Raw genomic sequence first — 22,230 nt, 5'->3', positions numbered from 1 at the left:
GTCATGAGCCACGATCACGACGCGGATCACGGCCATTCGCATGACGGCGATGAAGGCGAAAGCGCCCCGGCCTGGAAGCACGACGGCGTGCGGGTGATCGGGGCCAACCAGCTCGACGTCAACACCGCCCAGACGCCCGGCATGAACCGGGCAGCCGCCATCAACTTCGCCCGCGTGGGCGCACAGAAGCTCTGGGCCGGCACCGTGACCATCCACGCCGACGCCAAGACCGGCGCCCACCACCACGGGCATCTCGAATCGGTGATCTACGTCGTGCGCGGCCGGGCCCGCATGCGCTGGGGCGAGAAGCTGGAGTTCACGGCCGAGGCCGGACCGGGCGACTTCATCTACGTGCCGCCCTTCGTGCCACACCAGGAAATCAACGCCAGCGCGACCGAGACGCTCGAATGTGTGCTGTGCCGCAGCGACGGCGAAGCAGTGGCCGTCAACCTCGACATCGAGCCCGTGGAAAAACCCGAATCGGTGCTCTGGGTCGACCCGACTCACCCGCACGGCGGGGTCTGAGCGTTTTTCCGGTGCCGAGTCATGGCACCATGGTGGCCGTCTTCGACGTGCCACCATGACTCTGACCCAAAGCCTGCTCATCATCGCGCTGCTGATTGCGCTGAGCGCCTTCTTCTCCCTTGCCGAAATCACCTTGGCGGCGTCGCGCCGTCTGCGTTTGCGCCAGATGGCCGACGAAGGCGACCCTCGGGCGGAGAAAGTACTGCGCGTGCAGGAACAGCCCGGCCACTACTTCACCGTGGTGCAGATCGGGCTCAACGCGGTGGCGATTCTCGGCGGCGTCGTGGGCGAAGGCTCGCTCAGCCCGTACTTCGCGGTCTTCTTCGAGAAATGGCTGAGCGTCGAGGCTTCGGCCAGTGCGGCTTTCCTGTGCTCGTTCATCATCATCATCGCGGTGTTCCTGGTGTTCGCCGACCTGTTTCCCAAGCGGCTGGGCATGAGCAACCCAGAGCAGTTGGCGGTGCGCATGGTCGGGCCGATGCAGTTGCTGATCACCACCTTCAAGCCGCTGGTGTGGTTCTTCACGCGCTGCACCGACCTGCTGTTCAAGCTGCTCGGCATGCCGATGGTGCGCGACGACAAGATCACCTCGGCCGACATCCTCGCGATGACCGAGGCCGGCGCCCGGGCCGGCGTGCTCGCGGTGCGCGAGCAGCAGGTGATCGCCAACGTGTTCGAGCTGGAAACACGCCTGGTGAGCAGCGTGATGACCGCGCGCGACAGCATCGCCTGGTTCCTGCACGACGACCCCGAGTCGGTGCTGCGCGCGCGCATCGTGGCCGAGCCCTTCTCGGCGTACCCGGTTTGCGACGGCGACATCGATCATGTGCTGGGCTATGTGGATGCCAAGGACATGTTCCAGCGCGTGCTCAGTGGCCAGCCGCTGGCCTTCGACCAGGGCCTGCCGCTGCACAAGGCGCTGGTCATTCCCGACCGGCTGTCGCTGACCGAGGTGCTCGAGCAGTTCCAGCAGGCGCATGAAGACTTCGCAATCATCGTCAACGAATACAGCCTGGTGGTGGGCGTGATCACGCTCAACGACGTGATGAGCACGGTGATGGGCGACCTGGTGTCGATGCCCGACGAAGAGCAGATCGTGCAGCGCGACGAGAACTCGTGGCTCATCGACGGCATCACGCCCATTCAGGACGTGCAACGCGCGTTGCACATCGATGAGCTGCCGCATGCCGAGGAGTACGAAACGCTCGCTGGCTTCCTGATGGTGATGCTGCGCCGCGTACCCAAGCGTACCGACAACGTGACGTGGGGCGGCTACACCTTCGAGGTGATGGACGTCGACAGTTACCGCATCGACCAGGTGATGGTCACGAAGGGCTCGGGCACCGCCAAGGCGCCGGCGAGTTGACCAGACTGGCTGACAGACTCAGGCCGCCGACCGGTCTTTGTCCTTTTCCTTCTCGCGTTCCTTGTCGTTGAACACCCAGAGCCGCTGGTTGGCGAACACCGCGTTCGGGTACGGCGACTTGCCCCGGCTGCCGTTGTAGCGACCGAGCGTCATGTACAGGTCGCCGTTCTCGCGGTCGAGGTAGTGGCGCAGGATCACGCAGCCGAAGCGCAGGTTGGTCTGCATGTGGAAGAGCTTGGCCGAATCGCTGTCGCCGATCACGCGCGTCCAGAACGGCATGACCTGCATGTAGCCGCGCGCGCCGGCGCTCGACACCGCGAACTTGCGGAAATTGCTCTCGACCTGAACCAGCCCGAGCACCAGGCTCACTTCGAGCCCCGAGCGCTTGGCTTCGTACCAGGCGGTCTGCAAAAACTCGATGCGTGATGGCGCGTCGGCGATCTTTTTCTTCAGCCGCTCGCTCATCTCGCCGAGCCAGCGCAGGTAGGCCAGCCGGGCTTCGGTGTTCGCAAACTGGGGCACCGGCGGCGCCTTGTTGTGGATGGCCGAGCTCAGCGCGGTGCGCACCGAGTCGATCAGCGGCTCCTCGATCTGCGCGCCGGCCAGGGCGGTCTGCGGCAGCGACAGCATGGTGAGGGCGCCCGCCGTCACGGCGCCGCCCAGGCACTGGCGTCGCGAGAGGCCGCCCTCGAGGCTCATTTGGCGAGCTTGCCGGTGATGAAGTCGGCGATGCCGGCCACAGGCACCTTAGTGGCCGCGGTGTCGCGCCGGCCCTGGTATTCGAGCTGGCCTTCCTTGAGACCGCGATCCGAGATGACCACGCGGTGCGGCACGCCGATCAGCTCCCAGTCGGCAAACATTGCGCCGGGGCGCTCGCCGCGGTCGTCGAGCAGCACGTCGACGCCCTTGGCGAGCAGCTCTTCGTAGAGCGCTTCGGCCGCCACCTTGACCTCAGGGCTGCGGTCCATGCCGATCGGGCAGACCACCACCGTGAACGGGGCCAGCGCGTCGGGCCAGATGATGCCGCGCTCGTCGTGGTTCTGTTCGATGGCGGCAGCCGGCAGGCGGGTGATGCCGATGCCGTAGCAGCCCATTTCGAGGAACTGCGGTTTGCCGCCTTCGTCGAGGTAGGTGGCGTTCATGTCCTTGCTGTACTTGGTGCCCAGCACGAACACGTGGCCGACTTCGATGCCGCGCTCGATGGCCAGCACGCCCTTACCGTCGGGCGAGGCGTCGCCCGCGACCACGTTGCGGATGTCGGCGATCAGGTCGGGCTCGGGCAGGTCACGGCCCCAGTTGACGCCGGTCATGTGGAAGTCGACCTCGTTGGCGCCGGTGATCCAGTCGGCCATGACAGCGGCTTCGCGGTCGGCCACCAGCTTGACGGGCTTCTTGAGGTTCAGCGGGCCCAGGTAGCCGGGCTTGCAGCCGAAGTGGTCCTCGATCTCGGCGAGGGTCGCGAAGCGGAAGCCCTGGTTCAGGCCGGGCAGCTTGCTGACCTTGATCTCGTTCATGTCGTGGTCGCCGCGCAGCAGCAGCAGCCAGACCTGCGAACCCTTCGGATTACCGGCCTCGTCGACGATGTCAGTGGCCAGCACCAGCGACTTGATGGTGGTCGAGAGCGGCACACCGAGCAGCTCGGCCACGTCGGCGCAGGTGCTCTTGCCGGGGGTCGGCGTTTTCTGGAGCGCCTTGGCGGCCGCGGGGCGCGGGCCAGCCGGGGCCAGTGCCTCGGCCTTTTCCATGTTGGCGGCGTATTCGCTGTCGGGGCAGTAGACGATGGCGTCTTCGCCAGTCGCGGCGATCACCTGGAACTCTTCGCTCAGGTCGCCGCCGATGGCGCCGCTGTCGGCCGCCACGGCGCGGTAGCGCAGGCCGAAGCGGTCGAAGATGTTGCGGTAGGCCTGCGCCATGGTCTGGTAGCTGGCCTTGGCGGCGTCGAGGTCGCGGTCGAAGCTGTAGGCGTCCTTCATGATGAATTCGCGCCCACGCATCAGGCCGAAGCGCGGACGGCGCTCATCGCGGAACTTGGTCTGGATCTGGTAGAAATTCTTCGGCAGTTGCTTGTAGCTGCGAATTTCCTGGCGCGCGATGTCGGTCACGACCTCTTCGCTGGTCGGCTGGATCACGTAGTCGCGGTCATGCCGGTCCTTGATGCGCAGCAACTCGGGGCCCATCTTCTCGAAACGACCGGTCTCCTGCCAGAACTCGGCCGGCTGCACCACGGGCATCGTCATCTCGACGGCACCGGCGCGGTTCATCTCCTCGCGCACGATGGCCTCGACCTTGCGGATCACGCGCAGTCCCATGGGCATGTAGGTGTAGATGCCCGTGCCGAGCTTCTTGATCATGCCGGCCCGCATCATGAGCCGGTGGCTCGCGACCTCTGCGTCAGCGGGCGCTTCCTTGAGGGTGGAGACAAAAAATCGGGAAGCTTTCATCGGGATCGGTGTGATGGATTCGCTGGATTCGAAAATGGGAAGTGGGGGACTGCTCCCCCGGAGAGACCCTGAGAGCCTGGCATCGGCAGCTTGCCGAGGGCAACCCGGCATGCATAATCGACTCAGTTCAAAAATTGGGGTTTGATTATGCTCGACCGGGACGGCTTCAGGCCCAACGTCGGCATCATCCTGCTCAACCAGAGAAACCAGGTTTTCTGGGGCAAACGCATACGCACGCATTCCTGGCAGTTTCCGCAAGGCGGCATCGACCGCGGCGAAAGTCCCGAGCAAGCCATGTTCCGGGAACTGCACGAGGAAGTGGGGCTCCATCCGGAGCACGTGCGCATCGTGGCCCGTACCCGCGACTGGTTGCGCTACGAGGTGCCGGATCGGTTCATCCGCCGTGACGCACGGGGCCACTACAAGGGCCAGAAACAAATCTGGTATTTGCTGCAACTCGTCGGCCACGACTGGGATCTCAACCTGCGTGCCACCGACCATCCCGAATTCGACGCTTGGCGCTGGCACGACTACTGGGTGCCGCTCGACGTGGTCGTCGAGTTCAAGCGCGGCGTCTACGAGATGGCGCTCACCGAGCTTGCTCGCTACCTGCCAAGGCAGGATTTCCGCAACCGCTTCCTGCGCAGCAACGTGCGCGCCCGAGAATTCGAGCGCCATTCGCCAGACGCCGGGGCGCCTCCCGGACTGGACCTGCCGCCCGGCGGCAGTTTCGATCCGCATCCCGACATTCCTTCTGCGAGCGATGAACCTCCTGTCCATAACAACAAAGCGCCGTTCCTTCCGACGCAACGCTGAACGCGCCCTGCTTCTGATCTGCTTCGGCGTCCTCGCGGGCTGCGCCTCGGGCCAGCACGACACCGACAACCCCGACTGGGCGCAGGCCGGCAGCCCGCCGCCGCCGAAGCGGTCCGAAACGGACAGGGAATGGGAAGAAACGGCAACGCCGCCGCCGCCGGCCTTCAGCGAAAGCCGTCTGCTGCCGATCGAGATGCCGCCCTACATGAGCCTGAAGTTCGGCGTCGACCCGAACACGATCGCAATCACTGGCGACGGGATCGTGCGCTATGTGGTGGTGGCGCACAACCGCAACGGCGGCGCCGTCAACGCCTTCTATGAGGGCGTGCGCTGCTCTACGGCGGAAATGAAGAGCTACGCGCGCTACAACAATGGCGCCTGGCAAGACGTCGCAAAGCCGGAGTGGAAGCGCCTGAACGACCTGAACTCCAGCTACACCCGGGCGCTGTCGACCCAGGCCCTGTGCCGCGGCAATGCGCCGCGCGCCTCGATCGGGGAAATGGTGCAGAACATACGCAACCCGGTGCGGGAAGTGCAGTAATCCAAACAACAACGGGGCCTTGCGCCCCGTTGTTGTTTGGATCATCAGTTGGGCATCAGCACCATGTTGTCGCGGTGGACCATCTCGGGTTCCGCAACATAGCCCAGCAGGCGCTCGAATTCGCTCGAGGGCTTGCGGCACAGCAGGCGCGCCTCCACGCTCGAATAGTTGGCAAGACCCCGGGCCAGCTCGACGCCGTCGACATCGCGCACCGCGATCACGTCGCCGCGTGAAAACTCGCCCGAAACACTGGTCATGCCGATCGGCAGCAGGCTCTTGCCCTCGGCCCGCACCTTGGCAGCCGCACCCGCATCGACGACGACGGCACCGCGCAGTTGCAGATGGTCGGCCATCCAGCGCTTGCGGGCCTGGTGCTTGGCGGTCTGCGCCACCAGCAACGTGCCGATGGACTCGCCTCGCGCCAGGCGCAGCAGGGCATCGGCCTCGCGACCCCAGGCGATGACGGTGGAGGCGCCCGAGCCAGCGGCGCGTTTGGCCGCAAGGATCTTGGTGATCATCCCGCCACGGCCGATGCTGGAGCCGGCGCCACCCGCCATCGCTTCGAGCGCCGGATCGCCCGCGGCGGCTTCGTGCACGAACTTGGCTTCCGGGTCCTTGCGCGGGTCGGCCGTGTACAGGCCCTTCTGGTCCGTGAGGATGACCAGCGCATCGGCCTCGACCAAGTTGGCCACGAGCGCGCCCAGCGTGTCGTTGTCGCCGAACTTGATCTCGTCGTTGACGACCGTGTCGTTCTCGTTGATGACCGGCACCACACCCAGCTTGAGCAGCGTGACCAAGGTGGAGCGGGCGTTGAGATAGCGCTCGCGATCAGCCAGGTCGGCGTGGGTCAGCAGCACCTGCGCGCTGCCGATTTCGTTTTCGCGCAGCTTGGTTTCGTACATCTGGGCCAGGCCCATCTGTCCGACGGCAGCGGCCGCTTGGAGTTCGTTGATTTCGTGCGGCCGGGTGCGCCAGCCGAGGCGCTTCATGCCTTCGGCGATGGCCCCGCTCGACACCATCACGACCTCGCGCCCTTCGCGCACCAGCGCAGCCAATTGCCGGCACCACTCGCCGATTGCGGCCTCGTCGAGACCCCGTCCCTCGTTGGTCACGAGGCTGGAACCCACCTTGACGACGATACGGCGGGCATCCCGCAAGGCAGTGGATCCGGAGTTCGAGGTCATGTTCGGGTTGTAACGGTCTTGGATGCTGCGTGGGTTGCTGTCTATCTATCTGTTGGCAGGGCCGCTCAGGCGCCCTCGGAAGGCAGCGGCGTGAAGCGCGGATCGACGACGACCGGCGCGTGCTCGGCCACCTGCTGCGCCTTGACCTGCTGATAAATGGCTTGCACCAGGTGTTCGCAGCCTTCGCGGGTGAGAGCCGAGATTTCAAACACGGGCCCCTTGAAGCGCAGGCGCTTCACGACGTCCTTGACGCGCGCCGCGCGCTCTTCGGTCGGCACCATGTCGAGCTTGTTGAGCACGAGCCAGCGCGGCTTTTCGTAGAGCGCGGCGTCGTACTTCTTGAGCTCGCCGACGATGGCCTTGGCCTGGGCGACAGGGTCGATGTTGTCGTCGAACGGCGCCATGTCGATCACATGCAGCAGTAGGCGCGTGCGTTGCAGGTGACGCAGGAAGAGATGGCCGAGGCCGGCGCCTTCGGACGCACCTTCGATCAGGCCAGGGAGGTCGGCCACCACGAAGCTCTGCTCCGGGCCGACGCGCACCACGCCGAGGTTCGGGTGCAGCGTGGTGAAGGGATAGTCGGCGATGCGCGGGCGGGCATTGGAAATGGCGCTGATCAGTGTCGACTTACCGGCATTCGGCATGCCAAGCAGGCCGACGTCAGCCAGCACCTTCAGCTCCAGCTTGACGCTGCGCTTTTCACCGGGCCAGCCGGGCGTCTTCTGACGCGGCGCGCGGTTGATGGCGCTCTTGAAGCGCATGTTGCCGAAGCCGCCATCGCCGCCCTTGGCAATGGTGATGACTTCGCCCTCTTTCAATAGTTCGAACAGCACCTCGCCGGTTTCGACATCGGAAATGATCGTGCCGACCGGCATCTTGAGCGTGATGTCGTCGCCCGCGGCGCCGAACATGTCGGAGCCCATGCCGTGCTCCCCGCGCTTGGCCTCGTGGCGGCGCGAGTAGCGGAAATCGACCAGCGTGTTGAGGTTCGAGTCGGCCACCGCGAACACGTGGCCGCCGCGGCCGCCGTCGCCACCGTTGGGGCCGCCGAATTCCTTGTACTTCTCATGACGGAACGACACGCAGCCGTTGCCGCCATCGCCGGCGGCGATGTCGATGAAGGCTTCGTCGACGAACTTCATGGGATGTCCAGTTTACAAATGAAGAAGCCCCGGCAATGCGGGGCCTCGGGCAGGTCGAAGTGACTCGAGGCTTACGCCGCGGGGGTCACGTTGACCGTGTGCTTGTTGAGTGCACCCTTGGTACCGAACGACACGTGGCCGTCGACCAGGGCAAACAGCGTGTGGTCCTTGCCCACGCCGACGTTCACGCCGGGGTGGAACTGGGTGCCGCGCTGGCGCACGATGATCGAGCCTGCGCTGATCAGTTCGCCGCCGAAAGCCTTCACGCCGAGCATCTTGGGCTTGGAATCGCGCCCGTTTCGCGTTGAGCCGCCGCCTTTTTTCTGTGCCATGGAATCTGCTCCTTAGCCGGCGATCGCGCCGATTTGCAGTTCGGTGAACTGCTGGCGATGGCCTTGACGTTTCTGATAGTGCTTGCGACGGCGCATCTTGAAGATGTGGACCTTGTCGTGCTTGCCGTGCGACAGTACCGTGACTGTCACCGTTGCGCCGGACACCAGGGGCGTGCCAACCTTGATTTCAGCGCCGTTTCCGACGGCCAGAACCTGGTCGATCACGATTTCCTGGCCTACGTCCGCAGCAATCTGTTCTACTTTAATTTTCTCGCCGGAAGCAACGCGATACTGCTTGCCACCGGTTTTTATGACCGCGTACATGTAAACCTCTTAGAAATGAGTCTCCGCAGCGAATTCCGCAGAGCCCAAGATTATAGCGCGGTTTGTGCCTGCTAACCACTTTCGACCCAGCGCAACCCCGGCAAACCGCTGCGGCTCCCTATAATTTGCGCCTTCCGGTCCTTCCCCAGCTTGGGCCGCCCTCATCCTCAGCAGCGCCCCGCGCCTCCGCTTTGCCAGTTCCCGCCGCCGACACCTCCCCCACCGCCACCGTGCTGGACCTGATTGCCGGCGACATGGTCGAAGTCGACCGTGTGATCGCCCGCCGCCTCGACACGGGCGTGCCGCTGGTCAGTCAGGTTTCCAGGTACATCATTTCCGCTGGCGGCAAACGCCTGCGGCCGGCACTCCTGCTGCTGATGTCGGGCGCGCTGGGCTACACCGGCGAGCAGCGCTTCAATCTGGCGGCCGTTGTGGAATTCATTCATACAGCCACCCTGCTGCATGACGACGTGGTCGACGAATCGACCCTGCGGCGCGGTCGGGCAACCGCCAACGAATCGTTCGGCAACCCAGCCAGCGTGCTGGTCGGCGACTTTCTCTACTCACGCGCATTCCAGATGATGCTGGATGCCAACAACATGCGCGTCATGCAGATCCTGGCCGAAGCCACCAACGTGATCGCTGAGGGTGAGGTGCTCCAGCTGATGAACATGCACGACGCATCGTTGGACGAGGCAGCGTATCTGCGCGTGATCCGCTCGAAGACCGCGAAACTCTTCGAAGCCAGCACCCGCCTCGCGGCCGTGCTGGCAGGCGCCACGCCCGAAGTGGAAGAAGCCTGCGCAACCTACGGACAAGCACTCGGCACCGCCTTCCAGGTGATCGACGACGTGCTGGACTACGCAGGCGATGCCAACGAGACAGGCAAGAACGTCGGCGACGACCTGCGCGAAGGCAAGACCACGCTCCCACTCATTTTCGCAATGCAGCGAGGCACCTCGGCTCAGAGTGAACTGGTGCGCGCCGCCATCGAGGCGGGCGATACCGCTCAGTTAGGCAAGGTCGTCGAGATCGTTCGCGAAACAGGCGCCCTGGATGCCTCCCGCGCCGCCGCCGCCGCCGAAGCCCAGCGCGCAATTCATGCGCTGCACGGCTTCCCGTCCAATTCGCACGCTTCAGGTTTGCTACAATTGGCGGCTCAGTTGCTTGAGCGACGTGCCTGAACACCTCTCCTGAGTTGGCATCTAGGACGATTTCTTTTTTCTTGCAACCATCGGGGTGTAGCTTAGCCTGGTAGAGCGCTACGTTCGGGACGTAGAGGCCGGAGGTTCGAATCCTCTCACCCCGACCAGCCTTTGGCTGGCATAAATAAATGGCCATGCCTGTTGCTGTGTAGCGATTTACAGCACAGGACTGTTCAGCGATGATCGTGAAGCACTTTTTCACATCTTTTTCATTCGCTGAATGGCCGCTGCCGAACTTCCAGTTAAAGAACCCTCGCAGATTGCCCTCCCTGGGCTCGCGCGCGCCCTGGTGTCGGCCGGCAAGCTTCCTGCCAGGGCGGCCGAGGACATCTACCAGAAGTCCCTGAGCGGCCGCACCAGCTTCATCGCGGAGCTGACCGGCTCTGGCGCCGTCTCGGCCGCCGATCTCGCCCACACCCTTTCCACCGCTTTCGGCGCGCCGCTGCTCGATCTCGACGCCATCGATCCCCAGCGCCTGCCGAAGGACCTGCTCGATGCGAAGCTGTGCCATGCGTACCGCATCGTTGTCCTCAGCAAACGCAACAACCGTCTGATTGTTGCAACAGCTGACCCCTCGGACCAGCAGGCGGCAGAGAAGATCAAGTTCGCCTCCCAGATGGGCGTCGACTGGGTCATCGCGGAATACGACAAGCTGTCGCGAATGATCGAAGCCGCCGCAGTGACGGCAGCGGAGACCATCAACAGTATCGTCGGCAGCGAGTTCGAGTTCGACGACGTCTCGGCCGACACTTCGGGCGACAGCAACGAGCAGGCGGTCGCGGAAGTCGAGGACGCACCAGTCGTGCGCTTCCTTCACAAGATGCTGCTCGACGCCGTCGGCATGCGGGCCTCGGACATTCACTTCGAGCCCTACGAGCACCACTACCGCGTGCGCTTCCGGGTCGACGGCGAACTGCGCGAAATCGCCAGCCCGCCCACCGTCATCAAGGACAAGCTGGCCTCGCGCATCAAGGTCATTTCCCGGCTCGACATCTCCGAGAAGCGCGTGCCGCAGGACGGCCGCATGAAGCTCAAGATCGGGCCCGACCGCGTGATCGACTTTCGCGTGAGCACGCTGCCCACGCTGTTCGGCGAGAAGATCGTCGTTCGTATTCTCGACCCGAGCAGCGCGCGTCTGGGTATCGATGCCCTGGGCTACGACGCGGATGAAAAGGCGCGACTCCTGCATGCCATCGGCCGCCCATACGGGATGGTGCTCGTCACCGGCCCGACGGGCTCCGGCAAGACGGTTTCGCTCTACACCTGCCTGAACCTGCTGAACCAGCCGGGCGTCAACATCGCAACGGCGGAAGACCCGTCGGAAATCAACCTCCCCGGCGTCAACCAGGTCAACGTCAACGAACGGGCCGGCCTGACCTTTGCGACCGCGCTGCGCGCCTTCCTGCGCCAGGATCCCGACATCATCATGGTCGGCGAAATCCGCGACCTCGAAACCGCCGACATCTCGATCAAGGCCGCGCAAACGGGCCATCTGGTGCTCTCCACGCTGCACACCAACGACGCGCCGACCACGCTCACGCGGATGCGCAACATGGGCATCGCACCGTTCAACATTGCATCGAGCGTGATCCTGATCACGGCGCAGCGCCTTGCACGGCGGCTATGCACCGTCTGCCGCGTGCCGGCCGACGTTCCGCGCGAAGCGCTCCTCGACGCAGGGTTCAGGGAAGAAGATCTGGACGGCACCTGGAAGCCCTACCGCCCCGTCGGCTGCTCCGCCTGCAGCGGCGGCTACAAGGGCCGCGTGGGCATCTACCAGGTGATGCCGATCACTGAGGCCATCCAGGAAATCATCCTGCGTGACGGCAGCGCGCTCGACATCGCACAGCAGTCCGAGGCGGAGGGCGTACGCTCGCTGCGTCAGTCGGGTCTGCGCAAAGTGATGCAAGGTCTGACTTCTCTGGAAGAAGTCGTGGCCTGCACCAACGAATAACGAACACACTGAAAACCGGAGATCGAATGGCAACAGTGGCATCCACCCGCTCACGTGATGGGCTCAAGGAGTTTGTCTTCGAATGGGAAGGCAAAGACCGCAACGGCAAGCTGGTGCGCGGCGAGCTTCGTGCCGCTGGCGAGAACCAGGTGCAGGCCGCACTGCGTCGCCAGGGCGTGCTCGCGTCCAAGATCAAGAAGCGCCGCATGCGCTCCGGCAAGGCGATCAAGCCCAAGGACATCGCCATCTTCACGCGCCAGCTGGCAACCATGATGAAAGCCGGCGTGCCCCTGATGCAGTCCTTCGACATCGTCGGGCGCGGCAATGCGAACGCGAGCGTGGCCAAGCTGCTCAACGACATCCGTAGCGACGTGGAAACAGGCACGTCGCTGTCGGCCGCCTTCCGCAAATTCCCGAAGTATTTCGACAACCTCTACTGCAACCTGGTGGAAGCCGGCGAAGCGGCCGGTATTCTCGAAGAGTTGCTCGACCGGCTGGCCACCTACATGGAAAAGACCGAGGCGATCAAGTCCAAGATCAAGTCGGCCCTGATGTACCCGATCTCGGTGGTCGTAGTTGCTTTCGTGGTGATCGCCATCATCATGATCTTCGTCATTCCGGCGTTCAAGCAAGTGTTCGCCTCGTTCGGCGCTGACCTGCCCGCGCCGACGCTGATCGTGATCGGCATCAGCGAATTCTTCGTGTCCTACTGGTGGCTGATCTTCGGCGGCATCGGCGGCGGGCTCTACTTCTTCATGCAGGCCTGGAGGCGCAACGAACGCTTCCAGAGAGTCATGGACCGGGCGTTGCTGAAGGTGCCGATTTTCGGCGTGCTGATCGAAAAATCTTGCGTGGCCCGCTGGACCCGTACGCTGGCAACCATGTTTGCAGCCGGCGTGCCGCTGGTCGAAGCCCTCGACTCGGTGGGTGGTGCCTCGGGCAACACCGTCTACGGCGACGCCACGACGAAGATCCAGCAGGAGGTCTCCACAGGCACCAGCCTCACCACGGCCATGACCAATGCCAACCTGTTCCCTTCGATGGTGATCCAGATGACCGCCATCGGCGAGGAGTCGGGCTCCATCGACCACATGCTGGGCAAAGCCGCTGACTTCTACGAATCCGAAGTGGACGACATGGTCGCCGGCCTCTCCAGCCTGATGGAACCCATCATCATCGTGTTCCTCGGCACCATCATCGGCGGCATCGTAGTGTCGATGTACCTGCCCATCTTCAAACTCGGCCAGGTCGTTTGATGCTCGTTTCGCGGGAGTTCGACACCGTTTTCGCCGGTGTGCTGGGGCTATTGATAGGCAGCTTCATGAATGTCGTCATCTACCGCACGCCGGTGATGATGTATCGCGACTGGCTCGCCGACGCCGTCGCCAATCTCATGTCGTCGAAGGACGCGCCTTCGCTGTGGTCGCTGGCCTTCGGTCCGAAGGTCGCGCCCCCCGCTGGGCTGGAAGCGGCAGCCGACAAGGCCGCTGCCGTCATCGAGGCCCAGCCTCCCTTCGACCTGACCCGTCCCGCGTCGCGCTGCGGAGCCTGCGGCCACAAGATCCGCTGGTACGAGAACATCCCCGTGCTGAGCTATGTCGTGCTGCGCGGACGCTGCTCGTCGTGCAAGACCTCGATCAGCCCGCGCTACCCGCTGGTCGAGCTGGTCACGGGCGCCCTGTTCGCCCTCTGTGCCTGGCGCTTCGGCATCACGCCGGCCGGGGTGCTCTGGGCCGCGTTCGGCGCCCTGCTGATCTGCCAGTTCCTGATCGATTTCGACACCCAGTTTCTGCCCGACTCGCTCAACTACCCCCTGCTCTGGCTCGGCCTGATCGGCGCAGCCATGGGCTGGACCGGCGTGCCCCTGAGTTCGGCGGTCTGGGGCGCTGTGTTCGGCTACCTGAGCCTCTGGCTTGTGTACCATGGCTTTCGCCTGATCACGGGCAAGGAAGGCATGGGCTATGGAGACTTCAAACTGCTCGCCGCGCTCGGCGCATGGCTCGGCGCCGACTACCTCATCGCGATCATCCTCGTCTCCTCGCTGGTGGGCGCGGTGATCGGCGTGACTTTGCGCATCGCCGGCAAACTGGCGCACAAGGACATTCCCATCGCCTTCGGCCCTTTCCTGGCCGGCGCGGGCCTTGTCTGCCTCGTGGCGGGCCCCGAAGTCGTGAGGCAATGGATTCCGTTCGCCTTCCCCCTTGGCGCACTAATCCATTGACACACCGCATGGTGCGGCGCATCGGCCTGACGGGTGGCATCGGCAGCGGCAAGAGCACCGTCGCCGGGCTGCTGGTGGCCCAGGGGGCGGTACTGGTGGACACCGACGCCATCGCGCGCGCCATCGCGCTCCCTGGCGGCATCGCCGTGCCGGCCCTCGAGGCAGCCTTCGGCCGCGGGGTCATCGCCCCAGACGGCGGCCTGGACAGGGCAGCAATGCGGCAGATCGTGTTCGCAGATGCAGGTGCCAAGGCCCGCCTCGAATCCATCCTCCACCCCTTGATCGGCGCCGAAACCCAGCGCCAGGCCACAGCCGCCGGCGAGGATGCGGTCGTCGTATTCGATGTTCCCCTGCTCGTCGAATCTGGCCGCTGGCGCGCCATCGTCGACCGGGTGCTGGTGGTCGACGCCACCGAGGAAACACAGCTCAAGCGCGTCGTCGCACGCTCTGGCTGGGCGCCGGAAGCGGTCAAGGCGGTGATCGCCCAGCAGGCCCCGCGCCGGGCGCGCCGGGCCGCCGCCGATGCGGTCATTTTCAACGAGTCGCTGACGCTCGAGGAACTCGCTCAGCAGGTACGGGGTCTCTGGGAACGGTGGGTTCGGCCGGGCACGCGATAATTTGGGGTTGACGCCGCGACGGCTACACGACGATCACGTCAAACGGCGCACGCCTCAGCGCCCCTCACGATGCTTTTCAATTCGTACCCTTTCATCTTTGTTTTCTTCCCGCTGGTCCTGATCGGCTTCTTCCTGATCGGTGCGCGCAGCCCCCGGTCGGCGGCGGGTTTCCTGGCACTGGCTTCGCTCTTCTTCTACGGGTGGTGGAGCGTCAAGGCACTGCCCTTGCTGCTGGGGTCGATCTGCATCAACTACTGGTTCGGGCTGCGGCTCACGCCCTCGCCCAGCCGGGAAGACAAGCACCGCAAGGCCCTGTTGATCATCGCGCTGGTGGTTAACCTTGGGGTGCTGGCGGTCTTCAAGTACGCCAACTTCTTCCTGGAAAACATCGATGCCGGCCTGGCCGCCGCGGGCTTCGCGCAGATCGATCTGGTGCACATCGTGCTGCCGATCGGCATCTCGTTCTACACCTTCACGCAGATCGCCTTCCTGGTCGACTGCTGGCAAGGCAAGGTGCGGGAGCGCAGCTTCATCCACTACGCACTGTTCGTGACCTATTTCCCGCACCTGATCGCGGGGCCCGTGCTGCATCACGCGCAGATGATGCCGCAGTTCAACAACCCGGCCACCTACCGATTCAACGCCAACAACATGGCGCTCGGACTGGGCATCTTCGTCTTCGGCCTGGCCAAGAAGATGCTGATCGCCGACCCGCTGGGGCAGTACGCCGACATGATGTTCAAGGGCGTGCACGAAGGCGTGCTGCCCTCGCTGTACACGGCCTGGTTCGGGGTGCTGGCCTACACGCTGCAGATCTATTTCGACTTCTCGGGCTACTCGGACATGGCGGTCGGCCTGTCGCTGTGCGTGGGAGTGCAACTGCCGCTCAATTTCAGGTCGCCCTACAAGTCGACCAACATGATCGAGTTCTGGCGCCGCTGGCACATCTCGCTGTCGACTTTCCTGCGCGACTACCTCTACGTGCCGCTCGGCGGCAACCGCAAGGGACCGGCCCGGCGCTACATCAACCTTTTCCTGACGATGCTGCTGGGCGGCCTGTGGCACGGCGCCGCCTGGACTTTCGTCATCTGGGGCGCGCTGCACGGCGCCTACCTGATGGTCAACCACTTCTGGAACGCCAAGGTGCGGCGCGGCAACACGAAGACCACGTGGTACGGCCGCGTGATCGGCTGGTTCATCACCTTCCTGTGCGTGATGATCGCCTGGGTGGTGTTCCGGGCCGACAGCATGACGGCCGCCGTCGAGATCTACAAGGGCATGCTGGGCATGCACGGCGCGCCTGTGTCGGCCTTCAGCGAGTTCCGCGTGCCGTTCCGCAAGCCCGAGTTCTTCCAGACCATCCTCGTCGGCATAGTGATCTGCCTGGCGCTACCGCCCACCATCACGCTCGACCGCTGGATCCCGAACGTCGCGGGGCTGGCCGGCCGCCCCCGCCTCCAGCGCCTGGCTACCTGGGTCACGGGGCTGGGCTGCATCTATCTTTTTGGCCTGTGCGTGTCGAAGTTCGGCAACTACAGCCCGTTCCTCTATTTCCAGTTCTGACATGGAAGACACGAAATCGGCCAGGACCTGGCTACGCATCTTTATCGCGGGCTATCTGGTGTGCTGCGCGCTGCTGGTCGCCAGCCTCTTCACCCCCATTCCCTACGGCGACCTGACCCGCATCGGACGCATCTCGGAACGCGAGTTCGGCTGGCATGTGCCGCCACCGCCTATCCCCGACGCAGACATCAAGACGTGGCCGATCCAGGAATCCGACATCCTGGTGATCGGTGACAGCTTCTCCGTGCGCTACGCCTGGCAGTCGGGGCTCGTGGGCGCCGGCTACAAGGTCACCACCACGCACTGGGACAACCTCGGCGGCACCCTGTGCGACGACTTCTCTGGTTGGCTCGAAAAATCCGGCTTCAAGGGCAAGGTGGTCATCGTCGAGAGCATCGAGCGCCTGCTGCAGGACCGCATCGAGAAGTCCGAGAGCTGCAAGACGATGAAGCATGCCTTCAAGCCCACGCCGCCGCCCTTCGAGAACCCGGCCAAGCCCGCCCCCGGCTTCCAGCTCAACTGGGATGCCCAGTTGCTCAGCGGCTGGTTCACATACCAAAACACCAAAGCCATCATGGCGTCGGACAGCTGGACCAATACGCCCGATCGCTGGGGCCCGCTGATCGACGCGCGCGTGGTGCCCGATGGCTGCAAGCAGTTCAGCCACCGCGCCTGCAACAAGCTGCTCATGACCGCCGAAGACCGCGTCAACGCAGCGCTGACGGCCGAGTCCGCGCAGTTCATGAAGCGCTTCGAAAGCACCGCTGCGCCTTACAAGGTGGTGTGGATGGTGGTCCCCAACAAGAGCACCGTGTATTTGCAACAAAACCATGCCGATGCGTTCCGGGCCGAATTCAACCCGCAAAATATCGGGCCAGACCTGTTCGCGCTGGCAGAAGAGAACCGCTTCAAGATGATGGATCTTTTCCCCGCCAACGAGACCCACGTCTCGACCCGGGGTTACATTCTTTTCGGGCAGCGTATGCTGGAGGCTGTGCGCCAGGTGATGCCCACCCCGGTTGCCAAATCACAATGAGCTCGAACCCGACGTGAAAAAACGATACGCGTGATCCTCTACGAGTACCCCTTCAACGAGCGCATCCGCACGTACCTGCGGCTGGAGCACCTGTTTCGCCGCCTCGGCGAACTGGTGCCTGCCGAATCGCCTCTGTCTCACCACTACGCCCTGATCACGATCTTCGAGATCATGGACGTCGCCGCGCGCGCCGACCTCAAGGCCGACGTGCTGCGCGACCTGGACAAGCACAAGAACGTCTTCAACAGCTACCGGGGCAATCCGGCTATTGCCGAAGCCGTGCTCGACCAGGTCGTCGGCCAGCTCGAAGGCAACTTCGCCACCCTCAACAGCGTGGCCGGCAAGGCCGGCCAGGCGCTGACGGAAAACGAGTGGCTCATGAGCATCCGCAGCCGCGCCGGCATTCCGGGCGGCACCTGCGAGTTCGACCTGCCCGCCTACTACGCCTGGCAGCATCGCCCCGCCGCCAGCCGCCGCGCCGATCTTGAACGCTGGTCGAACACCCTTTCGCCGCTGGCCTCGTCGATCTACCTGCTGCTCAAGCTGCTGCGCGATGCCGACGTGCCCTACAAGGTGATCGCCACCAACGGCCAGTTCCAGCAGAACCTGCCGCAGGGCCGCAGCTTCCAGCTGCTGCGCCTGCGCATTGACCCCAAGCTCGGCCTGATCCCCGAAATCAGCGGCAACCGCCTCATGGTTTCGGTGCGCCTGATGCGCCACAACGCGGACGACCGCCTCCACCAAAGCTCGGACGACGCGCCTTTCGAGCTGACCCTCTGCGCATGACGACACGGGTGAACAGCAAGGGCGAACGGATCGTCCGCTGCCCCACGTGCGGCGGCGACAGCATCTACGCGCCGAGCAACGCCTACCGGCCCTTCTGCAGCGCGCGCTGCAAGGGTGTCGACCTGGGTGCCTGGGCCAGTGAAGAATTCCGCATGCCGGCCGAAGCGCCGCCTGACGACGAGCCTTTCGGCGACCCCAAGATCCAGTAAGAAAGCAGCCGCGAGGCTGGCTACTTGCCGCCCGCGTCCTCGTCGAGCAGCGCGGGGTCGATGTAGGTTGCGAAGCTCCGCGCATACCGGGGCCGCAAGTGCCCGATGTCCTTGTAGGCCGGCGAACCGTCGTCCGGCATGCTGCGGATGCACTGGCTATCGACGCACAGGCTGGCAAACGGCTCGATGACCCGCGCGCCATTGGCCTCGGCCACCTGCTTCAGCCGCGCATTGAACTGCGCCTGGTCTTGCGGCATCGGCGCCTTGAGCTGCCCGGTGGCCGCTGTCATGCCGCCCAGCCGGCTGCCCTGGATCTGCTTGAGCGGATCGAAATCCATGCCGACCGGATTGCCTAGCACCAGGTAGACCGTCTTGTGCGCCGACAGGCGCTTCAGCGTCTCACCCAGCGACTTCAGCGACAGGTCGACGCCGTCCCCGCCGAGGAATGGGTGCACAGCCTTCTTGTCGTCGACAAAGTAGTTCACCGTGGGCCCGGCGCCGGTGAAGTAGCAGCTCCAGCACGCCCCGAGCACCACCGAATCGATCTCCGGCTTGAGCGCCAGGTCGAGCACCGCCGCGCGCCGCTCTTCGCACGCCGTATCGGTGCCGCTAAACAGGCCCGGCACAGGCGGGCACGAGCCCTTGGTCGCGAAGTACACCGTGCGGGCCTTGCCCGGCTGCGTGCGCACCAGTTCGAGCGCGCGCGGTGCGTATTGCTCGACGTGGCTGTCGCCGATCAGCAGCACGTTGTGCTTGCCGCTGCCGGTGCGGTAGACGAACTGCCCGCCCAGCGCGGCCTCTTCAAAGCCGTCGTAGTAGTTGTCTTCGCGCGTCGCATCCGCCACGGCCTGCAGGGCTTGGCTGTCGTTGCGCGGCAGCGGCGTGCCCAGGAAAACCAGCACCCCGGCCAGCGCCAACGCAGCGCCGCTGCCCGCCAATCCGCGCAGCATCGCCTGCGAGAGATGGAGCTTGACGAAGCGCTCCAGGAAACGATACGTGGCCCAGGCCAGCATGACCGACGCCACCACCAGTGCGATGCGCACCTGCAGCGAAGGCTCTCCACCGGCCACGATGCGCGCATACGAAAGCAGCGGCCAGTGCCAGAGGTACAGCGGGTAGCTGATCAGTCCGATCCACACCATGACGCGGTTCGACAGCAGATACCGGTTGAGCACGCCATTCGGCCCGGCCGCGATGCAGCTCACCGCGCCCAGTACCGGCAGCAGCGCCCACCAGCCCGGAAACGCCTTCGTGCTGCGCGTCATGAAGAGGCCGAGCACGATCAGGCCTATGCCGACGATGGACTGCAGATGCTTCGTCCACGCGCGCGGCTGCGCCGAACCGCTGGCAGCCTGCAGCCGCATTACCGCCAGCAACCCGCCGGCCATCAGTTCCCACGCGCGAGACAGCGGCGAATAGAACGCCGCCGCGCGGTGCGGCTGCACGGTCAGCACATTGACCAGGAACGAGATCGCGGCCACCACCAGCGTCACGCGCAGGATCGGCCAGCGCTTGCGCCAGGCCAGCCCCAGCATCAGCGGCCAGAAGATGTAGAACTGCTCCTCGATCCCCAGCGACCACAGGTGCAGCAGCGGCTTGGTCTCGGCCGTGGCGTCGAAGTACCCGGCCTCGCCCAGGAAGACGAGGTTGGCGAAGAAGGCGGCCCCGCCCGTGGTCTGCTTGCCCAGTTGCGAGAACTCGCCCGGCAGCAGCACGTACCAGCCGAAGGCCAGCGTCGCGAGCAGCACGAGCACCAGCGCCGGAAAGATGCGCCGGATGCGCCGCGCATAAAAGTCGCGGTAGCTGAAATCGCCCGCGGCCAGGCTCTGCAGAAGAATCGTCGTGATCAGGAAGCCCGAGATCACGAAGAAGATGTCGACCCCGATGAAGCCGCCCGGCAGCAGGCTCGGAAAGGCGTGGTAGGCCAGAACCGAGCCCACTGCGATGGCACGCAGGCCGTCGATGTCCGGGCGGTATTTGGGATGCATCGTTCGCTCAGCCTCGCTCAGCGCGACGGCTGTTGCACGGCGCGCACCGTGCGGTCGAAGTAGCTCGCCTCTTCCCGGGTGTAGCGCGGGCGCAGGTGATCGGCGTCCTTGTAGGCGGGCGAACCGTCGGGCATCGTGCGGAGGCACTGGTCGTCCTTGCACAGCACCGCCATCGCGTCGATGGCTTCGGCTCCGCTTGCAGCCGCAATCGCGCGCAGCCGGTCATTGAGCTGCTTCTGGTCGGCCGGCAACGGCGTCGTCGGCGTCGAGACCGAAACCTCCATGTGCGTCAGGCGGCTGCCTTCGATCAGGCGCTTCGGCGTGAACTCCGGGCCGCCGGGGTTGTCGAGCAGCAGGAAGACCTTCTTGTGGCGCGCCAGCTCGCGCAGCGTGGCCTCCAGCGAGGCCAGCGAGCGGTCGATGCCGTCGCCGCCCTGGAACGGATGGACCACGTTGTCCGCACCGCGGTAGTAGTACTCGAGCGCGCCACGACCGACGAAATAGCAGTTCCAGCAGCCACCGATGACCACCGAATCGACCTCGGGGCCCATCGCATAGGCCAGCATGGCGTCACGGCGCTCGGCGCATCCGATGTTCTTGTCCGCATAGACGCCCGGCACCGCCGGGCACGCGCCCTGGGTCACGAACCAGGCCGACTTGTCCGGCATCGCCAGCGTGCTGGCGAGCTCCATCACGCGCGGCGCGTACTGCTGCACGTGGCTGTCGCCCACGAACAGCACGCGCTTCGGCCCGCCGCCGACCTTGTAGACCAGCTGCTCACCGATCTGGTCGAGCTTGAAGCCCGCGTAGTAGTCGGCGTCCAGCGTGGCGTTGGCGACGACCTGCAGCCTCTCGCTGCTGTTGCGGGGTTCGGGCACACCGAAGAAGATCGCCGCGCCCAGGGCAGCCAGCAGCGCCATCCCCGCGCCCAGCGCCTTGAGCGTGCCCGCGCCGGGGCGGTTTCTGGCATAGCGCTCGACGAAGCGGTACGTGGCCCATGCGAGCAGCACGCTGGCCACCATCGCACCGGCGCGGTAGACCGGCGACGGATGCAGCGGGTCGGCCTCCACGATGCGCACGAACGCCAGCAGCGGCCAGTGCCACAGGTACAGCGGATAGCTGATGAGCCCGAGCCACACCATCACCCGGTTCGACAGCAGGTACTTGTTCAGCACGCCGTTCGGCCCCGCGGCAATGCAGCTCAACGCGCCCAGCGTGGGCAGCAGCGCCCACCAGCCCGGGAACGCCTTGTTGCTGCGGATCATCACCAGCCCGAGCACGATCAGCCCGACGCCCAGCACCGACTGCACATGGCTGCGCCAGGCGCTCGGTGCCGGTGGCTTCAGCCGCATGCAGGCCAGGATGCCGCCCACCATCAGTTCCCAGAAACGGGAGGCCGGCGAGTAGAACGATGCCGCCGGCAACGGGTGCACCGTCGTCACGTTCACCAGGAACGAGACCACCGCGACCACCAGCACCACGCGCACGATCGGCCAGCCCTTGCGCCACGCGAGCCCCAGCAGCAGCGGCCAGAAAATGTAGAACTGCTCCTCGATGCCGAGCGACCACAGGTGCAGCAGCGGCTTGGTTTCGGCAGCCGTGTCGAAGTAGCCCGACTCGCCCCAGAACACCAGGTTGGCGACGAACGCCGTACCGCCCACTGTCTGCTTGCCAAGCTCGGCGAACTCATCGGACAGCAGCAGGTACCAGCCGGCGCACAGCGTCGCCAGCAGCACCACGATCAGCGCCGGAAAAATCCGCCGGATGCGCCGCGCGTAGAAGTCGCGGTAGCTGAAGTCGCCCGCCGCAAGGCTCTGGAGAATGATGGTCGTGATCAGGAAGCCCGAGATCACGAAGAAGATGTCGACCCCGACGAAACCGCCCATCAACGCCGTCGGGAAGGCGTGATACACCAGCACGGACCCGACCGCGATCGCGCGCAGCCCATCGATGTCCGGACGGTACTTGGGATGCATCAAT

Annotated in this window: 21 protein-coding genes and 1 tRNA gene; 14 read left to right on the top strand and 8 right to left on the bottom strand. The window is 64.9% G+C overall.

Annotated elements, in window-relative coordinates; translation table 11 throughout:
* Window positions 1-3: 3 nt before the first annotated feature.
* Together ACSFBF_RS11275 and paeA are read left to right on the top strand one after the other, a co-directional pair.
* The gene (locus ACSFBF_RS11275; protein WP_435466889.1) at window positions 4-525 is read left to right on the top strand and encodes a cupin domain-containing protein; all 522 of its coding nucleotides are present in this window, start codon (window positions 4-6) and stop codon (window positions 523-525) included.
* A gap of 55 nt (window positions 526-580) precedes the next feature.
* A complete protein-coding gene (paeA, locus tag ACSFBF_RS11270; RefSeq protein WP_258353232.1) occupies window positions 581-1,891 on the top strand; it encodes a polyamine export protein PaeA in 1,311 nt (436 codons plus the stop codon).
* Between the two features lie 18 nt (window positions 1,892-1,909).
* On the opposite strand, the gene ACSFBF_RS11265 is transcribed toward paeA, so the two are convergent.
* On the bottom strand, window positions 1,910-2,590 hold the full coding sequence (locus tag ACSFBF_RS11265; protein ID WP_435466887.1) for a lytic transglycosylase domain-containing protein: 681 nt from the start codon (window positions 2,588-2,590) through the stop codon (window positions 1,910-1,912).
* A complete protein-coding gene (locus ACSFBF_RS11260) occupies window positions 2,587-4,332 on the bottom strand; it encodes a proline--tRNA ligase (protein WP_435466885.1) in 1,746 nt (581 codons plus the stop codon). The genes ACSFBF_RS11265 and ACSFBF_RS11260 overlap by 4 nt, the downstream gene beginning before the upstream one ends.
* 147 nt (window positions 4,333-4,479) lie before the next feature.
* Here ACSFBF_RS11260 and ACSFBF_RS11255 point away from each other — a divergent pair, with 147 nt between their 5' ends.
* Both ACSFBF_RS11255 and ACSFBF_RS11250 read left to right on the top strand, forming a co-directional pair.
* Window positions 4,480-5,148 carry an RNA pyrophosphohydrolase gene (locus ACSFBF_RS11255; protein WP_093057451.1) on the top strand — a complete coding sequence of 223 codons (669 nt, stop codon included), beginning with the start codon at window positions 4,480-4,482 and terminating at the stop codon, window positions 5,146-5,148.
* Window positions 5,096-5,689, top strand: coding sequence for a CNP1-like family protein (locus ACSFBF_RS11250; protein WP_435466883.1), 594 nt, complete (start codon window positions 5,096-5,098; stop codon window positions 5,687-5,689). The genes ACSFBF_RS11255 and ACSFBF_RS11250 overlap by 53 nt, the downstream gene beginning before the upstream one ends.
* 44 nt (window positions 5,690-5,733) lie before the next feature.
* On the opposite strand, the gene proB is transcribed toward ACSFBF_RS11250, so the two are convergent.
* The 4 genes from proB to rplU form a co-directional block, all read right to left on the bottom strand.
* Window positions 5,734-6,873, bottom strand: a complete 1,140-nt coding sequence (gene proB / locus ACSFBF_RS11245) for a glutamate 5-kinase (protein WP_435466881.1) — start codon at window positions 6,871-6,873, stop codon at window positions 5,734-5,736.
* A 65-nt stretch (window positions 6,874-6,938) separates the two neighbouring features.
* Window positions 6,939-8,015: an Obg family GTPase CgtA gene (gene cgtA / locus ACSFBF_RS11240; RefSeq protein WP_435459348.1), complete on the bottom strand. Its 1,077-nt coding sequence runs from the start codon at window positions 8,013-8,015 to the stop codon at window positions 6,939-6,941.
* Window positions 8,016-8,086: 71 nt separating this feature from the next.
* Complete coding sequence (gene rpmA, locus ACSFBF_RS11235) at window positions 8,087-8,347, bottom strand: 50S ribosomal protein L27 (RefSeq protein WP_093057448.1); 261 nt, start codon at window positions 8,345-8,347, stop codon at window positions 8,087-8,089.
* A 12-nt stretch (window positions 8,348-8,359) separates the two neighbouring features.
* Complete coding sequence (gene rplU / locus ACSFBF_RS11230; protein ID WP_007833243.1) at window positions 8,360-8,671, bottom strand: 50S ribosomal protein L21; 312 nt, start codon at window positions 8,669-8,671, stop codon at window positions 8,360-8,362.
* A gap of 191 nt (window positions 8,672-8,862) precedes the next feature.
* On the opposite strand from rplU, the gene ACSFBF_RS11225 reads away from it, so the two are divergent.
* The 10 genes from ACSFBF_RS11225 to ACSFBF_RS11180 all read left to right on the top strand — a co-directional run bounded on the left by ACSFBF_RS11225 (window position 8,863) and on the right by ACSFBF_RS11180 (window position 18,262).
* Window positions 8,863-9,855 (top strand): polyprenyl synthetase family protein, encoded by a 993-nt coding sequence (locus tag ACSFBF_RS11225; protein ID WP_435467408.1) that lies wholly within the window; start codon window positions 8,863-8,865, stop codon window positions 9,853-9,855.
* A 51-nt stretch (window positions 9,856-9,906) separates the two neighbouring features.
* Window positions 9,907-9,983: transfer RNA gene (locus ACSFBF_RS11220), tRNA-Pro, on the top strand.
* 113 nt (window positions 9,984-10,096) lie between these two features.
* Complete coding sequence (gene pilB, locus ACSFBF_RS11215) at window positions 10,097-11,830, top strand: type IV-A pilus assembly ATPase PilB (protein WP_435466878.1); 1,734 nt, start codon at window positions 10,097-10,099, stop codon at window positions 11,828-11,830.
* A gap of 26 nt (window positions 11,831-11,856) precedes the next feature.
* Window positions 11,857-13,086 (top strand): type II secretion system F family protein, encoded by a 1,230-nt coding sequence (locus ACSFBF_RS11210; protein ID WP_435466876.1) that lies wholly within the window; start codon window positions 11,857-11,859, stop codon window positions 13,084-13,086.
* A complete protein-coding gene (locus ACSFBF_RS11205; RefSeq protein WP_435466874.1) occupies window positions 13,086-14,051 on the top strand; it encodes a prepilin peptidase in 966 nt (321 codons plus the stop codon). Before ACSFBF_RS11210 ends, ACSFBF_RS11205 begins: the two co-directional genes overlap by 1 nt.
* A gap of 8 nt (window positions 14,052-14,059) precedes the next feature.
* A complete protein-coding gene (coaE, locus tag ACSFBF_RS11200; RefSeq protein WP_435466872.1) occupies window positions 14,060-14,668 on the top strand; it encodes a dephospho-CoA kinase in 609 nt (202 codons plus the stop codon).
* 69 nt (window positions 14,669-14,737) lie between these two features.
* On the top strand, window positions 14,738-16,231 hold the full coding sequence (locus ACSFBF_RS11195; RefSeq protein ID WP_435466870.1) for an MBOAT family O-acyltransferase: 1,494 nt from the start codon (window positions 14,738-14,740) through the stop codon (window positions 16,229-16,231).
* A 1-nt stretch (window position 16,232) separates the two neighbouring features.
* The gene (locus ACSFBF_RS11190; protein WP_435466868.1) at window positions 16,233-17,267 is read left to right on the top strand and encodes an alginate O-acetyltransferase AlgX-related protein; all 1,035 of its coding nucleotides are present in this window, start codon (window positions 16,233-16,235) and stop codon (window positions 17,265-17,267) included.
* 30 nt (window positions 17,268-17,297) lie between these two features.
* Window positions 17,298-18,053: a cell division protein ZapD gene (zapD, locus tag ACSFBF_RS11185; RefSeq protein WP_435466866.1), complete on the top strand. Its 756-nt coding sequence runs from the start codon at window positions 17,298-17,300 to the stop codon at window positions 18,051-18,053.
* Window positions 18,050-18,262, top strand: coding sequence for a DNA gyrase inhibitor YacG (locus ACSFBF_RS11180; protein ID WP_435466864.1), 213 nt, complete (start codon window positions 18,050-18,052; stop codon window positions 18,260-18,262). The genes zapD and ACSFBF_RS11180 overlap by 4 nt, the downstream gene beginning before the upstream one ends.
* A 20-nt stretch (window positions 18,263-18,282) precedes the next feature.
* Here ACSFBF_RS11180 and ACSFBF_RS11175 read toward each other — a convergent pair whose 3' ends face one another.
* Both ACSFBF_RS11175 and ACSFBF_RS11170 read right to left on the bottom strand, forming a co-directional pair.
* Window positions 18,283-20,250: an acyltransferase family protein gene (locus tag ACSFBF_RS11175; RefSeq protein ID WP_435466862.1), complete on the bottom strand. Its 1,968-nt coding sequence runs from the start codon at window positions 20,248-20,250 to the stop codon at window positions 18,283-18,285.
* A 17-nt stretch (window positions 20,251-20,267) separates the two neighbouring features.
* Window positions 20,268-22,226 carry an acyltransferase family protein gene (locus ACSFBF_RS11170; RefSeq protein WP_435466860.1) on the bottom strand — a complete coding sequence of 653 codons (1,959 nt, stop codon included), beginning with the start codon at window positions 22,224-22,226 and terminating at the stop codon, window positions 20,268-20,270.
* Between the last annotated feature and the right edge of the window lie 4 nt (window positions 22,227-22,230).

Source organism: Variovorax nivicola, from assembly GCF_051216475.1.
In the GTDB taxonomy this organism is placed as follows: Bacteria; Pseudomonadota; Gammaproteobacteria; order Burkholderiales; family Burkholderiaceae_C; genus Variovorax.
The sequence above is the reverse complement of the archived record's forward strand: the minus strand, read 5'-3'. Positions and strand labels throughout refer to the sequence as shown.

Bases quoted from the DNA above. Each gene is read 5' to 3' on its own strand.
- paeA (WP_258353232.1), top strand. From the start codon at position 581: ATGACTCTGACCCAAAGCCTGCTCATCATCGCGCTGCTGATTGCGCTG.
- coaE (WP_435466872.1), top strand. From the start codon at position 14,060: ATGGTGCGGCGCATCGGCCTGACGGGTGGCATCGGCAGCGGCAAGAGC.
- rpmA (WP_093057448.1), bottom strand. From the start codon at position 8,347: ATGGCACAGAAAAAAGGCGGCGGCTCAACGCGAAACGGGCGCGATTCC.
- ACSFBF_RS11170 (WP_435466860.1), bottom strand. From the start codon at position 22,226: ATGCATCCCAAGTACCGTCCGGACATCGATGGGCTGCGCGCGATCGCG.
- ACSFBF_RS11255 (WP_093057451.1), top strand. From the start codon at position 4,480: ATGCTCGACCGGGACGGCTTCAGGCCCAACGTCGGCATCATCCTGCTC.
- ACSFBF_RS11195 (WP_435466870.1), top strand. From the start codon at position 14,738: ATGCTTTTCAATTCGTACCCTTTCATCTTTGTTTTCTTCCCGCTGGTC.
- proB (WP_435466881.1), bottom strand. From the start codon at position 6,873: ATGACCTCGAACTCCGGATCCACTGCCTTGCGGGATGCCCGCCGTATC.
- ACSFBF_RS11180 (WP_435466864.1), top strand. From the start codon at position 18,050: ATGACGACACGGGTGAACAGCAAGGGCGAACGGATCGTCCGCTGCCCC.
- cgtA (WP_435459348.1), bottom strand. From the start codon at position 8,015: ATGAAGTTCGTCGACGAAGCCTTCATCGACATCGCCGCCGGCGATGGC.
- ACSFBF_RS11205 (WP_435466874.1), top strand. From the start codon at position 13,086: ATGCTCGTTTCGCGGGAGTTCGACACCGTTTTCGCCGGTGTGCTGGGG.
- ACSFBF_RS11250 (WP_435466883.1), top strand. From the start codon at position 5,096: ATGAACCTCCTGTCCATAACAACAAAGCGCCGTTCCTTCCGACGCAAC.
- ACSFBF_RS11265 (WP_435466887.1), bottom strand. From the start codon at position 2,590: ATGAGCCTCGAGGGCGGCCTCTCGCGACGCCAGTGCCTGGGCGGCGCC.
- ACSFBF_RS11190 (WP_435466868.1), top strand. From the start codon at position 16,233: ATGGAAGACACGAAATCGGCCAGGACCTGGCTACGCATCTTTATCGCG.
- ACSFBF_RS11260 (WP_435466885.1), bottom strand. From the start codon at position 4,332: ATGAAAGCTTCCCGATTTTTTGTCTCCACCCTCAAGGAAGCGCCCGCT.
- ACSFBF_RS11210 (WP_435466876.1), top strand. From the start codon at position 11,857: ATGGCAACAGTGGCATCCACCCGCTCACGTGATGGGCTCAAGGAGTTT.
- ACSFBF_RS11275 (WP_435466889.1), top strand. From the start codon at position 4: ATGAGCCACGATCACGACGCGGATCACGGCCATTCGCATGACGGCGAT.
- ACSFBF_RS11175 (WP_435466862.1), bottom strand. From the start codon at position 20,250: ATGCATCCCAAATACCGCCCGGACATCGACGGCCTGCGTGCCATCGCA.
- rplU (WP_007833243.1), bottom strand. From the start codon at position 8,671: ATGTACGCGGTCATAAAAACCGGTGGCAAGCAGTATCGCGTTGCTTCC.
- pilB (WP_435466878.1), top strand. From the start codon at position 10,097: ATGGCCGCTGCCGAACTTCCAGTTAAAGAACCCTCGCAGATTGCCCTC.